We start from the raw sequence: 14,685 nt of genomic DNA, 5'->3' as shown, positions 1-14,685 counted from the left end.
CGGGAAACGGTCGCGGTCCGGGGCACTTTCGTTCGGGAAACCGTCGGATTCCGGGGCGCCTTCGTTCAAGAAACCGTCGCGTCCCGGGGTGCCTCCGGACCTTCGCCCGTCGGGTCGTCCCCGGTCGCACACGACGGCGGCGCCCGCCCTGCGCCGTCATCGTGTGTGACGTATACCTCGCTCATAGGTGACGCGGTCTACTCTCTACTGTCACCACAGCGCCCCGGGTCCGTCGCAGGCGGGCCCGCGGACCACAGAGAGAGGGGAGTCGCATGGCTTCGCACAGTCGCGTCGACACCGCACACCCGGTGCACAACCCGGACATCGTCGGGTTCACCGAGGCGGAGATCAACGAGCAGCCCGTCAAGCCGAAGTGGAACTCGCTCGGCCCCGGCATCGTCGCCGCCGCCACCGGCGTGGGCGCCGCGGACCTGGTCGCCACCCTGACCGCCGGCTCCCGCTACGGCTACATGCTCATGTGGGCCGTGGTGCTGGGCGTGATCCTGAAGATCGTGCTCGTCGAAGGCACCGGCCGCTACTACCTGTCCACCGGCAAGACGATCTTCCAGGGCTGGCGCACGCTCGGGGCCTGGACCACCGTCTACTTCGCCCCGTACATCCTCATCTGGGGCTTCGTGTACGGCGCCACCGCCATGTCCTCCACGGCGCTGCCCCTGGCCGCCCTGTTCCCCGGTGTGGACGCCAAGGTGTTCGCCATCGTGGCCGGCGTGATCGGCCTGAGCCTGGTGTGGCTGAACAGGTACCGCCTGATCGAGACGCTCATGACCGTGCTGATCGGCGTCATGTTCGTGACCGTGCTGCTCTCCGCCGCGCTGACCGTCCCGAACGTGGGCGCGATCCTGGCCGGCCTGGTCCCGCGCATCCCGTCCGGCGACCCCGAGGTCATGTTCTACGTCCTCGGCCTGGCCGGCGGCGTGGGCGGCACCATCACCCTCGCGGCCTACGGCTACTGGCTGCGAGAGAAGGGCTGGAACGTCCCGAAGTACATGAAGGTCATGCGCTTCGACAACGCCACCAGCTACATCCTCACCGGCATCTTCGTGATCGCCACGATGATCATGGGCGTGGAGCTGCTGCACTCCGCGGGCATCGCGATCTCCTCCGGAGACAAGGGCCTGCTGGACGTCGGCACCGTGCTGGCGGACCGCTACGGCCAGGCCTGGGCCACCGTGTTCCTGGTCGGCTTCTTCGCCGCGTCCTTCTCCTCGCTGCTGGGCGTGTGGCACGGCGTCTCCCTGATGTTCGCGGACTTCTGGGCGAACTTCCGCAAGCCGGCCGACCAGCTGGACCAGGACGACGCCCCGTCCCTGTCCTCCGCCCCGGCCCGCTTCTTCCTGCTCTGGATCACCTTCCCGCCGATGGTCCTGCTGTTCCTGGACCGCCCGATCTTCCTGATCCTGCTGTACGGCACGCTCGGCGCGCTGTTCATGCCGTTCCTGGCGGTGACCCTGCTGTTCCTGAACAACTCGAAGAAGGTCCCGGCCCGCTTCCGCAACGGCTGGGTGAACAACATCCTGCTCGGCGCCACCACCGCGATCTTCCTGGTGCTCGGCGCCAACGAGCTCTACAAGGCCCTGCAGCCGCTGTTCGAGCTCCTCGGCTGACACCCCGAGCACTTTCGTTCGGGAAACCGTCGGGTTCCGGAGCACTTTCGTTCGGAAGCCCGTCGGGTTCCCGCGGAACCCGGCCTTCCCGACGACGGCACTCACCGTGCCCAGGTGCGTGCCGTCGTCGTCCCCCGCCTTTCCAGCCGACCTTCGGGCGCTCCATGTGGGGCCGGCGGAGGCGGCCGCAGGCGGACCCTGCACAATAGAGGCGTTCATCACACCCCAGGAGAGGACCTGCGTCATGGACGGGAACCAGCCCCACGACCGATCGACCGCGCCGCCGGGGGAGGAGAGCAGGCCAGGGCGCGGTCGGCTGACGCCTGCGAAGTTCATCGAGGAGGTCACCTACCCGCACGACATCCACCCGGCCCTGGTGCCCGGCGTCTCCATCGAGGACCAGAGGGTCCGCTATGGCCTGGACAAGGCGATCATCGGCGTCGTCGGCGTGCTGGTGGTCGGCTTCGTGGTCTGGGGGGTGCTGCAGCCGGACGTGGTGCTGGAGGCCTCGACCACCGCCCTGAACTGGGTCATGCAGAACCTCGGCTGGGTGTTCTCCTCGCTGGCGATCGGGATGGTCCTGTTCCTGCTGGTGCTGGCGTTCTCCCGCTACGGCGGCATCACCCTCGGCCTGGACGGCGAGAAGCCCGAGTACTCCACCGCCTCCTGGGCGGCCATGCTCTTCGCCGCCGGCATCGGCATCGGCATCATCTTCTTCGGCCCCTACGAGCCGCTGACCTACTACCTGGCCCCACGGCCGGGCGCCTACGAGCCCGCCTCCACGGAGGCGATCACCGGCGCCATGGCGCAGGCGGCCCTGCACTGGGGCATCAACGCCTGGGCCATCTACGCCATGGTCGGGCTGGCGGTGGCCTACGTGTCCTACCGGCGTGGCCGCGTGCCGCTGATGAGCTCGATCCTCATGCCGCTGTTCAACCGCGGCGACGACCCGAAGTCCTTCGGCGCCCGGCTCATCGACTCCCTGGCGATCATCGCCACGCTGTTCGGCACCGCCGCCTCTCTGGGCATCGGTGCCCTGCAGATCGGCCAGGGCGTGCAGATCGTCACCGGATGGTCCACGGAGGGCAACGCCGTGGCGATCGGCATCATCACCCTGCTGACCATCGGGACCGTGGCCTCCGCGGTCTCGGGCGTGGCCCGCGGCATCCGTTGGCTGTCCAACATCAACATGGTGCTGGCGATGGGCCTTGCGCTGTTCTTCTTCGTGGCCGGACCCACCGCATTCCTGTTCAACGTGATCCCCGGCGTGATGATGGAGTACGTCGGCTCCTCGGCGGACATGCTGGGCGCCAACATGGCCCAGGGCGAGGACATGCAGGCCTTCCTGTCCTCCTGGACCACCTTCTACTGGGCCTGGTGGGTGTCCTGGGCGCCGTTCGTGGGCGTCTTCGTGGCCAAGATCTCCCGTGGCCGCACCATCCGCCAGTTCATCCTGGGCGCACTGTTCATCCCGTCGGCTGTGATCATCCTGGCGTTCACCGTGATCGGCGGCACCACCATCTGGCTGCAGCACACGAACGGGTCCATCGCCCCGGACGGCACCGCGGACTCTCTGCCGGCCCCGGCGGAGATCTTCTGGGTGGTCATCGACCAGCTGCCCGGCGGCGGGCTCGTGGCCCCGGTGGTCATTCTGATGCTCGCCGTCTTCTTCATCACCACCGCGGACTCCGCGTCGATCGTGAACTCGCAGCTGTCCCAGGGCGGCGACCCGTCCCCACGCCGCCTGGTCACCGCATTCTGGGCGGTCTGCATGGCCGGCATCGCCGTGGTGATGCTGCTGACCGGCGGCGACACCGCGCTGTCCGGCCTGCAGAACCTCATCACCATCACCGCGCTGCCGTTCTCCGTGGTGATCGTGCTGATGGCGATCGCGCTCTTCCGCGAGCTGCAGCATGACCCGCAGGCCATCCGAGAGCACTACAAGGACGAGGCGCTGGAGAAGGCGGTCCGCCTCGGCATCGAGGACCACGGTGACGACTTCACCCTCGCGGTGCAGCCGGTGGCCGCGGACAGTCCCTACGCCGTGGGCGGCGACTTCGACTCCACCGCCGCAGAGGTCACCGACTGGTACCAGCGCAGAGATGAGGACGGCAACGAAGTCGCCTACGACTACGAGACCGGTGAGTATCTGGACGAGGACTCCGCCGGGCAGGGTCACGAGGACCGCGAGGACGGGCCGGCGGCCGACCCCGCTGAGCCCCACGACGACGGCGCCGCACCCCGCACCTGACCCCCGCCCCGGCGCTTTCGTTCGGGAAGCGGTCGGGTTCTCGGGCACTTTCGTTCGGGAGAACATCCAGTTCCCGGGCGCTTTCGTTCGGGAGAACGTCGAGTTCCCGGGCGCTTTCGTTCGGGAGGCGGTCGGGTTCCCGGGCGTTTTCGTTCGGGAGGCGGTCGGGTTCTGTCGGCCCCGAGCGGGGGCTGACAGGGCGCGCGGTCCCGGGCAGACTGGGCCGCATGATCGTTGCGTTCTCCGTCGCCCCGTCCGGCGCTCCCTCAGACCCGTCTCTCTCCCGCCCTGCCGGGGGTGAGGACTCCGGCTCGGTGCACGAGGCCGTGGCCGCCGCCGTCGCGGTGGTGCGCGCCTCCGGTCTGCCGCACCGCACCTCCTCGATGTTCACCGAGATCGAGGGGGAGTGGGACGAGGTCATGGCCGTGGTCAAGGAGGCCACCGAGGCCGTGGAACCCTACGGCTCCCGTGTCTCCCTCGTGCTGAAGGCGGACATCCGCCCCGGCCGCACCGGCGAGCTCGACGGCAAGCTCGAGCGCCTCGAGGCCGCCCTGAAGCGCGCGGACGAGGACGCGCAGGAGAGCCGCGGGTGAGTGACGACGTCGCCGGTGCCGACAATGCCAACGGTGCCGCCGTGGCCGACGCCGCCGACTGTGCCGCCGGTGCCGACAACGCCAACGGTGCCGCCGTGGCCGACGCCGCCGACCGAGCCCCCGGGGCACGTCCGGGCTCGCGTACTGGTGAGGACACACCCTCATCCGGCCGCGAATCGAGGGTCGAGACGGTGAGTCCTCACCAGTTGTCACAGCAGGCGGGGGCGAGGACTCCCGAGGCGTCGGTCCGTCCTGTCACCGCCGAGGACCTGCCCGCCGTCCTCGCCATGAAGAACAGGTCCTGGCGCACCGCCTACGCCCACGCCCTCCCTGCCGAGGAGTTCGATCGCATCGACGCCGGCCTCGCCGACCAGGTTGAGTCCTGGAAGCGCATTGTCGCTGACCCGGAGGTCAACCTCGTCCTCGGCGAGCAGGGCCCGCACGCCACCTCGGCGCCGGAGTCGGGTGCCGTCGTCGGGATGGCGTGTGCGGGTCCCCGCCGTCCCTTCGGCGACGCCGCCATGGTGCTCGCCGGCACCGGCCTGTCCGAGGGCGACCTGCCGGAACGCGAGCTGTTCGCCGTCTACCTGGACGAACGCGTCTACGGCACGGGACTCGCCGACCGCCTCCTCCGCGAGGTCCTCGGCGACGCCCCGGCCGTCCTCTGGGTCCTGGACGGCAATGCCCGGGCCGAGGCGTTCTACCGCCGCCACGGCTTCGAGGCGCTCGGCGCTCCCGCGCCGCTCGGCGGGAGCTGGGGCGAGCACAGCGAGCGGCTCTACGTGCGGCGCTGAGTCAGCTCAGCCCGGCTACTGGTGAGGACACACCCTCATCCAGCCGCCGATCAGGCACTGAGACGGTGAGTCCTCACCACTTCGCGCAGGGAGCGGGGGCACCTCACCAGTAGGCGCAGGGGGCATCCCACGAGTCAGCGCAGCGGGGGCACCTCACCACTTCGCGCAGGTGCGGGGACACCGCACCGATGCGGGAGGATGGAGCCATGATCGAGGCCGGCACCTTTCCCATCAGCTCGGGCACCGCGACCATCGAGCCGGACCCGTGGACGCCCGGTGCCTTCCTGCTGCGCGTCAACGGCGTGGAGTCCTCCCAGCTGAACCCGGACACCCCGACGGAGCTGGGCTTCGAGTACATGCGCTGGGCCGCGGCCGTCCTCACCCACCGTTTCGCCACCGACCAGCGGATCCGCGTCCTGCACCTGGGCGGCGCCGGCTGCACCTTCGCCCGCTGGGTCACGGCCGTCTACTCGCAGGCGCACCAGGTGGCCGTGGAGCTGGACGCCGGGCTGGCCGAGCTGGCCCGCACGCGCTTCGAGCTGCCGCGGGCCCCGCAGCTGAAGATCCGCGTCGGGGAGGCGGGTGAGGTCCTCGCCGGCATGCGCCCCGGCACCCGCGAGGTCGTCTTCCGGGACGTCTTCGCCCCCGTCTCGGACGACCCCGACGCCCTCCACGTCACCCCGGAGCACCTCACCGGGGTCTCGGCCGCTGCCTCTGCCGCCTCCGTCCTCACCCCCGGCGGGGTGTACCTCATGAACATCGGCGGCGGCCCGGACCTGACCTCGGTCCGCCAGGAGGTGGCCGCGCTGTGCGAGGTCTTCCCCCATGTGGAGGTCATGGCGGATGCGACCATGCTCAAGGGCCGCCGCCGCGGCAACGTCATCGCCGCGGCCTCGGACGTTCCGCTCACGGACGAGTCCCTCGGCGGCCCCTCCGCCCTGGCCCGCACCCTTCTCTCGGACCCCGTGCCCGCCCGGCTCGTGGACTCGGTGGAGAACTTCACTGCCGGGGCGAGACCCCGCCCCTGAGGCCTCCGCCCCCGCCCCCGCCCCTGAGTTCCACCCCCGCCCCCGCCCCTAACCCCGCTCCTGAGACCCCGCCCTCAGGCCCCGCACAGGAGTAGTCTGGAAGGGCACCGTCGGGGTCAGCGTGGATCCCGGCACCGCCGTCGCCGAAGGAGGCCCCGCATGCCCATGGACCCGAACACCACCGCCCCCGCCGCCGGGGAGGAGACCGCCGACCGTCTGGGCGTCGTCGTGGGCGTGGACGGCTCGGACCAGTCAATCTCCGCGGCCCGCTGGGCCCAGCGTGAGGCCGGCGCCCGCGGCGTCCCGCTCACCCTCGTCACCGCCTACACCATCCCGGCCTTCTGGGGCTACGCCGGCGAGGTCGGCGGCCAGCTCGCCGACGACACCGCCCTGCGCGAGGGCGTCCTGACGATGCTGAAGTCCGTCGAGTCCAAGCTCGAGGCGGACGGCGTGCGCCCGACCCTGCGCGTGGAGATCGGCGACGCCGCCGGCGTGCTCGTGGACCTCTCCCGTGACGCGGACATGCTGGTCTCCGGCGCCCGCGGCCGCGGCGGCTTCCTGGGCCGCCTGCTCGGCTCGGTCTCCTCGGCCCTGCCGGGCCACGCACACTGCCCGGTCGCGATCATCCCGGCCGGTGAGGACGCCTCCCGCGCCGGCGGCGACGCCGCCGTGGTGGTCGGTGTGGACGGGTCCGAGCAGGGCCGCGCCGCCGCCCTCGTGGCCGCGGAGGAGGCCCGCATCCGCCAGGCCCCGCTGCACATGGTCTCCGTGGTCCCGCCGGTGGCCGCGTCCACCGCGTGGCTGTCGGTCTCCGTGGACGAGCAGGCGATGATCGACGACCTCCAGCAGCGGCTCGAGGCCGGTGCCGCCTGGATGCGCCACGAGCACCCGGATCTGACCGTCACCACCGAGCTGCTGGACGGCGCCCCGGTGGAGGTCCTGGCCGCGCAGACCACGACCGCCCGCCTCACCGTGCTCGGCACCCGCGGCCTCGGCGGCTTCGCCGGCGCGCTGCTGGGCTCCACCAGCCAGGGCGTCTCCGTGCATGCCAAGGGCCCGGTGCTCATCGTCCCGTTCCGCGAGGACGACCGCCTGGCCTCCCGCAAGGACTTCGGTCCGCTGCTGGACCAGCAGGACTGAGCCTGCAGGGCCGCTTCCCGACGACGGCCCCTCACCGGCACGAGACCCCCTCGCCTTCCCCGGAGGACGAGGGGGTCTGGTCGTGTCCGGTCCGCTCCCGCCGGCGCGGCTCGGCGCGGTCCCGGGCAGGGGCGAGGGGACAGGAGGAGGGGAGCGGCCGTCGTCGGGAAGCTGAGGTGTCAGCCCCAGCCGAGTTCGTGGAGGCGGTCCTCCTCGATGCCGAAGAAGTGGCCGACCTCGTGCATGACGGTCACGGTGATCTCGTCCTCCAGCTCGGCGCGGGAGCGGCAGTGGCGGGTGAGCGGGCCGCGGAAGACCACGATCCGGTCCGGCAGCTGCCAGGGCATCTCGGCGCGCTCGGTGAGCGGGATGCCGTCGTAGAGGCCGAGCAGCTCGGTGTCCGGGTCCTCCCACGGTTCCGGCTCGTACTCCTGTTCGACCACCACGACCACGTTGGTGAGCAGCCGGGCGAGCTCGTCCGGGATCCGCGCCAGGGCGGCGGAGACGGCGTCGTCGAACTCCTGCTCCGTCATCCACTCGAGGTGCTCGTCGGGGGTGTGGTGCTCGGGCGTCACGGCGCTCCTGGGGCGGTCTGGTCGGGTCCGGTGCGGGCCGCCGGGGATTTGCGGGGCCTGGAGGCCCACTCTAGACTCAGGGGGTCCGCCACGCGTGCGCGCGAGCGGCAGGCCCCCATCGTCTAGTGGCCTAGGACACCGCCCTTTCACGGCGGCGACACGGGTTCGAATCCCGTTGGGGGTACGCCTGGCCACCCGTTGTGTGCAGCGTGGTGGAGATCACCTCTCTGCCGATTTGGACAGGTGGGAGACTCCCTGGTAGAGTTTCTACTCGTTGCGAAGGGCCGAAGAGTCCTCCGAAGCGATAAAATGAACATGGCCCTGTGGCGCAGTTGGTTAGCGCGCCGCCCTGTCACGGCGGAGGTCGCGGGTTCAAGTCCCGTCAGGGTCGCTCGGATGTTCCGACCACCGGAATGCCGGTGACGGAGGATCTTGGTGACGATGAGTCATCGGGCTCTGTAGCTCAGTTGGTAGAGCGTTCGACTGAAAATCGAAAGGTCACCGGATCGACGCCGGTCGGAGCCACCACGTCAGAAGGAGGCCCTCGCGGAAGCGGGGGCCTCTTTCGTTATGTGCGGGGGGCGGCGCGTGAGACGTCCGGGCCTCAGTACTACTTCGAGATCTACTGCAACTGATCTCCTCCCAGGGTCCCGGTCCTCACGCGAGGGCCGGGACGTCTGTGCGGGCTCGTATTGTACGCTCTGCGCGGGTGACGTGATGCCGTTCACCCGAACGTGGCATTGCGGAGCCACGGCAACTAGTGTCATAAGGCGTGACTTCCACTCCGCCTTCATCGAACAGCACTGATTCATCGACCCCGCCGGGAGATCGCCCGGCCTCTGACGCCGCCGTGGATGCGGCCACCGCCCCCGGCGTGGACGGCAGCACCGACATCACGCCCGAGCGGCCGCACGGCTCCGACGTCGAGCTCGTGCCCGGCACCGGAAAGCTCAAGGGCTGGGTGTTCTGGCCCTCCGCCATCGTGATCCTCGCCTTCGTGGGCGCCACGCTGGCGTTCCCGGAGCCGATGGAGACCGCGATCGGCTCGGTGCAGTCCGCGATCATCGCGAACTTCTCCTGGTGGTACGCCCTCGTGGCGCTCATCTTCGTCTTCTTCTGCCTGTACCTGGGCTTCTCCCGCAAGGGCCAGATCACCATGGGCCACCCGGACGAGGAGCCGGAGTTCTCCACCCTGTCCTGGTTCTCGCTGCTCTTCGCGGCGGGCATGGGCATCGGCCTGGTGTTCTACGGGATGACCGAGCCGCTCAGCCACTTCGTGAGCCCCCGCCCGGACGTGGCGGCCGCGGACCCGAACACGGGCCAGCTGGCGCAGGACGCCCTGTCCACCACCTTCATGCACTGGGGTCTGCAGCCCTGGGCCATCTACGCGGTCGTCGGCGTGGGCGTGGGCCTGGCGATCCACCGCCGCGGCCGTCCGCTGTCCCTGCGTTGGGCCTTCGAGCCGCTGATCGGTGAGAAGAACACCCGTGGCGGCTGGGGCAACCTAGTCGACAACATCGCCCTCATCGGCACCGTGTTCGGCGTCGCCACCTCTCTCGGCCTGGGCGTGACCCAGATGGCCGCGGGTCTGCGCTCGCTGGGCATCGTGGCCGAGGATTCGACCTGGCTCGAGTACGTGATGATCGCCGGCGTGACCGCGGTGGTCCTCTACACGGTGGTCTCCGGTGTGGCCCGCGGCATGAAGTGGTTGTCCAACTTCAACCTCGTCCTGGCAGCCGGTCTCCTGCTGTTCCTGGCGTTCGCGGGCCCCACCGCCTACCTGTTCAAGGAGATGGTGCAGTCCTTCGGCGCCTACATGCAGGGCTTCCTGAGCAACTCCCTGAACGTCTCCGCCTTCAACGGCGAGGAGGGCGACGCCTGGCAGGCCGGCTGGTCCGCGTACTACTGGGGCTGGTGGATGTCGTGGACGCCGTTCGTCGGCATCTTCATCGCCCGCATCTCCCGTGGCCGCACCGTGCGTGCCTTCATCATGGGCGTGCTGGCCGTGCCGACCCTGATCTCCGTCCTGTGGTTCGGCGTCCTGGGCGGCATCGCCATCTACTACGAGACCGTGAAGCCGGAGGGCTACGCCTCCGTGGTGGGCGACGACGGCACGATCGACGCGAACTCCGCCCTGTTCCAGGTGCTGGAGCAGCTGCCGGCCGGCACCATGCTCATCATCGGTGCGATCATCCTGTCTGCGGTCTTCTTCGTGACCTCCTCGGACTCCGGCTCCCTGGTGATGGGCATGCTCGCCACCGGCGGCGACCCGGAGCCGAAGGTATGGATCCGCCTCTTCTTCGCGATCGCCACCGCCTTCATGGCGGCGGCCCTGCTCATGGCCGGCGGCCTGTCCGCCATCCAGACGCTGGCGATCACCATCGGTCTGCCGTTCTCCGTGCTGATGCTGGTGATGTGCGTGTCCACGCTGCGCACCCTGTCCTACTCGGTGGCCCGGGTGGAGGCTGTGCGCCGTCGGGCCCAGCTGGCGTCCATCAAGAACCACCTGGGTCTGGACACGGACGACGAGGTCGTGGACGGTCCTGCCACGGCTTCGCAGTGGTGGGCCTCGCTCAGCCGTGAAGGCAAGCACCGCATCGCGCAGATGGCCTCGGCCGGTCCGGACGACGTCATCACGGTGACCCCGCCGAGCGGAGAGGGCTCCTCAGCGTCCGATTCGCGTTGATCCGCTGACTCGCTCTGCCCCCGTACCGGGGCGACGACGGCCCCGGCGCCTTCCGCAGAGAAGGTCGCCGGGGCCGTCGCCGTGGTGCAGGATGCCTCGCGCCTGGTGCCTTGCGCCTTGCGCCTTGCGCCTGGTGCAGGGTGCAGGGTGCCTGGCGCAGGGGCCGGGCGCCTGATGCCTGGCGCAGGGGCCGGGCGCCTGATGCCTGGCGCAGGGTGCCTTGGGACGCCGGGCGCCTGATGCTCGCGCCGCGCGCCTGGACGCCGGTCAGGGGTAGTCGTCAGCGGTACTCTTCGGCCGCCAGGGGCATCTGTCCGGTGCGCGCGTTGCGGTGGCCGTGGCGGCGGGCGCCCAGGAACCAGGCGGCCGTCAACACGGCCAGCCAGACCACGCCGATGACGAGCGCCTGGCGGCTCTGAGGGTCCCAGGCGAGCAGGCCGATGACCAGCGCGATGAAGGCCGTGGTGGCCCAGGTGGTGAAGGCGCCGCCCGGCAGGGCGAACGTACCGGGGCTCTCCCCGTGGCGGGCCATGGTCTTGCGCATGCCACGGTGCGTCATGAGGATCATCGTCCAGGTGAAGACCACGGCGAAGGTGGCCACCTGGGCGACCGTCACGAACACGTCCTCCATGAAGGTGTTGATGAGGGCGCCGACCACCATCACGGCGAGGACCAGGCCCACGGCGGCCCACGGCACGCCGCGGTCGGAGACGGTGCGGAAGGCGCGCGGGGCGTGCCCGTCACCGGCCATGGCGTAGAGCAGGCGGCCGATCGAGTAGGTGCAGGCGTTCACGGCGGACACCGCGGCGGTGAGCACCACGAAGTTCAGGATGTGCGGGGCGAAGGGGATGCCCAGGGTGTCGAAGATCTCCACGAACGGGGAGTTCTGGCCGCTGACCTGGTTCCACGGGACCAGGGACATGATCACGACCATGGTGCCCACGTAGAAGATCAGGATGCGGGCGGGCACGGTGTTGATGGCCTTCGGCAGGGCGCCGGAGGCGTCCTTGGCCTCGCCGGCGGTGATGCCGATGGTCTCGATGCCGCCGAAGGAGAAGATCACGATCGCCAACGCCAGCAGCACGCCGGTGAGGCCCTCGGGCATGAACCCGCCGTGGTCCACGAGGTTGTGCAGGCCGGCGCTGGTCTCTCCGTCATAGCTCATTCCCATGACCATCAGGATCAGACCCCCGACGATCATGCCGAGGATCGCGACCACCTTGACGATCGAGAGCCAGAACTCGAGCTCGCCGAAGTTGCCCACATGGGTGAGGTTGACGGCACCGATGAACAGGATGCAGGCGCCGATCCACAGCCAGGCGGGGGTGCCCGGGTACCAGAACTGCATGTACACGGCCACGGCGGTGACGTCCGCGATCACCACGATCGACAGTTCGAACACGTAGGTCCAGCCCGTCACGAAGCCGGCGAAGGGGCCCAGATAGCGGTGTGCGTAGGCGCCGAAGGAACCGGAGACGGGCTCGCGCACGGCCATCTCGCCGAGGGCGCGCATCACCATGAACACGGCGAGGCCTGCGACCGCGTAGGCGAGGATCACGGCGGGGCCGGCGGTCTGGATGGCCGGTGCTGAACCGTAGAACAGGCCGGTGCCGATGGCGGTGCCGAGGGCGATGAAGACGATGTGACGGGTGCTCAGGCCGCGCTGCAGGCCGGGGTCCGTGGCAGATCGTGCCGGGGCCCCTTCAGGGGTGTGTGCCATGGTGGTGGCTCCTCCGAAGCGGTGGGGTCATGGGTGAGACGACTCACCATTGTGGACCCAGGTCACACTCCGCGCCACTCCGTACGTGTTCGTACGTGTTCAACACGCCGCGTCCGCCTGGTGGCCTGCGGTTTCCACCCCGCGGAAGGTCACACCAAGAGCCAGGCGGCGGTGTCCGGCAGCAGGGCAGCGACGGCGTCGGGGGCCCCCGGCTCGCGGTCCGAGCGCGCCAGCACGCGGTGGCCTGCGGGCAGCTCCACCTCGTCCTCACCGAGGTTGGCGATCACCAGCACGGTCTGCTCCGGGATCGGCTCGCCGGATCCGAGGTGCCGCCCCCCGCCGCTGGTGACGGTGAAGGCGACGACGCCGTCGTCAGGGTCGTGGCGGTCGGACCATGCGAAGCGGCCCACGCCCATCTCCAGCTCGCCGCGCACCGAGAGCAGGTGCCGGTACAGCTCGTAGAAGGAGCCCGGGACCTCCACCTGTCGGTCGGCGGCGTAGCGGGCGAAGGACTCCGGCTGGGGCAGCCACGGGGCCGCCGGGATGCCGTCGGTCCTCGGCGCCGCAGCGACACCCTCACCCGGTGAGGCGACGTCGTCCGATGACGCCGCCGCGCCGTCGTCGTGGTTCACGGCGAAGCCGTGGCCCGGGGCCTCGGCCCTCCACGGCATGGGGATGCGGCAGCCGTCACGGCCGGGCTCGGCGCCGTCCGTGCGGAAGAAGTACGGGTCCTGGCGGTACTCGGCGGCCAGGGTGGTGTGCTCGGGCAGGCCGAGCTCGTCGCCCTGGTAGACGTACGCCGAGCCGGGCAGGCCCAGCTCCACCAGTGCGGCGGCGCGGGCGCGGAAGCGGCCCAGCTCCTCGTCCGGCTGCTCGTCCTCCGCGGTGATGCCGTCCGGGTAGGAGGACGGGTCGGACAGGCCGTAGCGGGAGGTGTGGCGCACCGTGTCGTGGTTGGACAACACCCACGTGTTCGTGGCGCCGACCTTGGCGGCCTCCACCATGGAGCGGTCGATCGCCGACGCCATGGACTCCGCGTCCCACCCGGACATCAGGTAGGTGAAGTTGAAGGTCTGCTGGCACTCTCCCTCGCGGACATAGCGGAACATGCGGGGCAGCGGGGAGACCCAGGCCTCGGCGACCATCATCGGCTCATGGTCGTAGGCGTCCAGGACGCGGCGCCAGGAGCGGTAGATCTCGTGCACGCCGTCCTGGTCCAGGAACGGCATCGCCGGCTCGAACGCATCCACGTCGAAGTCCGGGTCGTGGTCCTCGACGGCGTCCGTGACCATGCCCATGCGGGTGTGGTCCGCGTCCGGCAGGCCCTCCTGCTTGACCATGCCGTGGGCCACGTCGATGCGGAAGCCGTCCACGCCGCGGTCCAGCCAGAAGCGCAGCACGGACTCCATCTCCTCGTGGACCTCCGGGTTGTCCCAGTTCAGGTCCGGCTGCTTGGAGTCGAACAGGTGCAGGTACCACTGGCCCGGGGTGCCGTCCGGGTCTGTGGTGCGGGTCCAGGCGCGGCCGCCGAAGGTGGACTCCCAGTTGTTCGGCGGCTCGGAGCCGTCCTCGCCGCGGCCGTCGGCGAAGTGGTAGCGGGCGCGCTCGGGGGAGCCGGGGGCAGAGGCCAGCGCGGCCTGGAACCAGGGGTGCTCGTCCGAGGTGTGGTTCGGGACCAGGTCCACGATGATCCGCAGTCCCGCCTCGTGCGCCGTGCGGATCAGCTCGTCTGCATCCGCGAGGGTGCCGAAGCGCGGGTCGATGTCCCGGTAGTCCGCGACGTCATAGCCGCCGTCCGCCTGCGGGGAGCGGTAGAACGGAGACAGCCACACCGCGTCCACGCCGAGCTCGGCCAGGTACGGGATCTTCGCGGTCACGCCCGGCAGATCTCCCATGCCGTCCCCGTTGCCGTCCGCGAAGGAGCGCGGATACACCTGATAGATCACAGCGTCCACCCACCACGGGTTGTGGGGGCGGTTGCGGGCTTCCGACGGCGGCGTGCTCAGGGGCTGCGAGGTCATGCCGACCAGCCTAGGGCTGTGCGGTGCGGCCATGCCAGGCGGCGGCAGGGTGTGACGGTGTGGGGTAGCGCACGGGGCGGGGTGGGTGAGCAGGGGGCTGGAGGTGCCGGGGTGTGGCGGTGTGGGGTAGCGCACGGGGCGGGGTGGGTGAGCAGGGGCTGGAGGCGCCGGTCCGTCCGGCGACAGGGTCCTGGATCCCGAAGCCCTCGCCCTCGATCCGATCTGGACCCCGAAGCCCTCGAACCGATCTGG

The 14,685-nt window shown here is 70.3% G+C and carries 10 protein-coding genes and 3 tRNA genes; 10 read left to right on the top strand and 3 right to left on the bottom strand.

What is annotated here, in order from left to right:
• Window positions 1-272 precede the first annotated feature (272 nt).
• From HMPREF2863_RS05310 to HMPREF2863_RS05285, 6 genes are all read left to right on the top strand, one after another.
• Window positions 273-1,625, top strand: a complete 1,353-nt coding sequence (locus HMPREF2863_RS05310; protein ID WP_070638601.1) for an Nramp family divalent metal transporter — start codon at window positions 273-275, stop codon at window positions 1,623-1,625.
• 244 nt (window positions 1,626-1,869) lie between these two features.
• Window positions 1,870-3,876, top strand: a complete 2,007-nt coding sequence (locus HMPREF2863_RS05305) for a BCCT family transporter (protein WP_070638598.1) — start codon at window positions 1,870-1,872, stop codon at window positions 3,874-3,876.
• Window positions 3,877-4,103: 227 nt separating this feature from the next.
• The gene (locus tag HMPREF2863_RS05300; protein WP_067191050.1) at window positions 4,104-4,469 is read left to right on the top strand and encodes a thiamine-binding protein; all 366 of its coding nucleotides are present in this window, start codon (window positions 4,104-4,106) and stop codon (window positions 4,467-4,469) included.
• Entirely contained in the window at window positions 4,466-5,263 is a 798-nt protein-coding gene (locus tag HMPREF2863_RS11465) for a GNAT family N-acetyltransferase (RefSeq protein WP_083315245.1), read from the top strand. The genes HMPREF2863_RS05300 and HMPREF2863_RS11465 overlap by 4 nt, the downstream gene beginning before the upstream one ends.
• Before the next feature lie 206 nt (window positions 5,264-5,469).
• Window positions 5,470-6,291, top strand: a complete 822-nt coding sequence (locus HMPREF2863_RS05290) for a spermidine synthase (RefSeq protein WP_246828834.1) — start codon at window positions 5,470-5,472, stop codon at window positions 6,289-6,291.
• 159 nt (window positions 6,292-6,450) lie between these two features.
• Window positions 6,451-7,431 carry a universal stress protein gene (locus HMPREF2863_RS05285; RefSeq protein WP_246828833.1) on the top strand — a complete coding sequence of 327 codons (981 nt, stop codon included), beginning with the start codon at window positions 6,451-6,453 and terminating at the stop codon, window positions 7,429-7,431.
• 179 nt (window positions 7,432-7,610) lie between these two features.
• On the opposite strand, the gene HMPREF2863_RS05280 is transcribed toward HMPREF2863_RS05285, so the two are convergent.
• Window positions 7,611-8,006: a metallopeptidase family protein gene (locus tag HMPREF2863_RS05280; protein WP_227718695.1), complete on the bottom strand. Its 396-nt coding sequence runs from the start codon at window positions 8,004-8,006 to the stop codon at window positions 7,611-7,613.
• Window positions 8,007-8,117: 111 nt separating this feature from the next.
• Here HMPREF2863_RS05280 and HMPREF2863_RS05275 point away from each other — a divergent pair.
• From HMPREF2863_RS05275 to HMPREF2863_RS05260, 4 genes are all read left to right on the top strand, one after another.
• Window positions 8,118-8,190: transfer RNA gene (locus HMPREF2863_RS05275), tRNA-Glu, on the top strand.
• Between the two features lie 133 nt (window positions 8,191-8,323).
• Window positions 8,324-8,397, top strand: a tRNA-Asp gene (locus HMPREF2863_RS05270).
• Window positions 8,398-8,458: 61 nt separating this feature from the next.
• Window positions 8,459-8,534: transfer RNA gene (locus HMPREF2863_RS05265), tRNA-Phe, on the top strand.
• A gap of 346 nt (window positions 8,535-8,880) precedes the next feature.
• Window positions 8,881-10,692 carry a BCCT family transporter gene (locus HMPREF2863_RS05260; RefSeq protein WP_246828832.1) on the top strand — a complete coding sequence of 604 codons (1,812 nt, stop codon included), beginning with the start codon at window positions 8,881-8,883 and terminating at the stop codon, window positions 10,690-10,692.
• A 280-nt stretch (window positions 10,693-10,972) separates the two neighbouring features.
• Here HMPREF2863_RS05260 and HMPREF2863_RS05255 read toward each other — a convergent pair whose 3' ends face one another.
• Entirely contained in the window at window positions 10,973-12,412 is a 1,440-nt protein-coding gene (locus HMPREF2863_RS05255; protein ID WP_070638592.1) for an amino acid permease, read from the bottom strand.
• Window positions 12,413-12,561: 149 nt separating this feature from the next.
• On the bottom strand, window positions 12,562-14,433 hold the full coding sequence (locus HMPREF2863_RS05250; RefSeq protein ID WP_083315243.1) for a glycoside hydrolase family 13 protein: 1,872 nt from the start codon (window positions 14,431-14,433) through the stop codon (window positions 12,562-12,564).
• Window positions 14,434-14,685 lie beyond the last annotated feature (252 nt).

The organism is Micrococcus sp. HMSC067E09 (assembly GCF_001812555.1).
GTDB classification, from domain to species: Bacteria; Actinomycetota; Actinomycetes; order Actinomycetales; family Micrococcaceae; genus Micrococcus; species Micrococcus lylae.
Note: the sequence above shows the minus strand (reverse complement) of the source record. Positions and strands in the feature narration are given on the sequence as shown.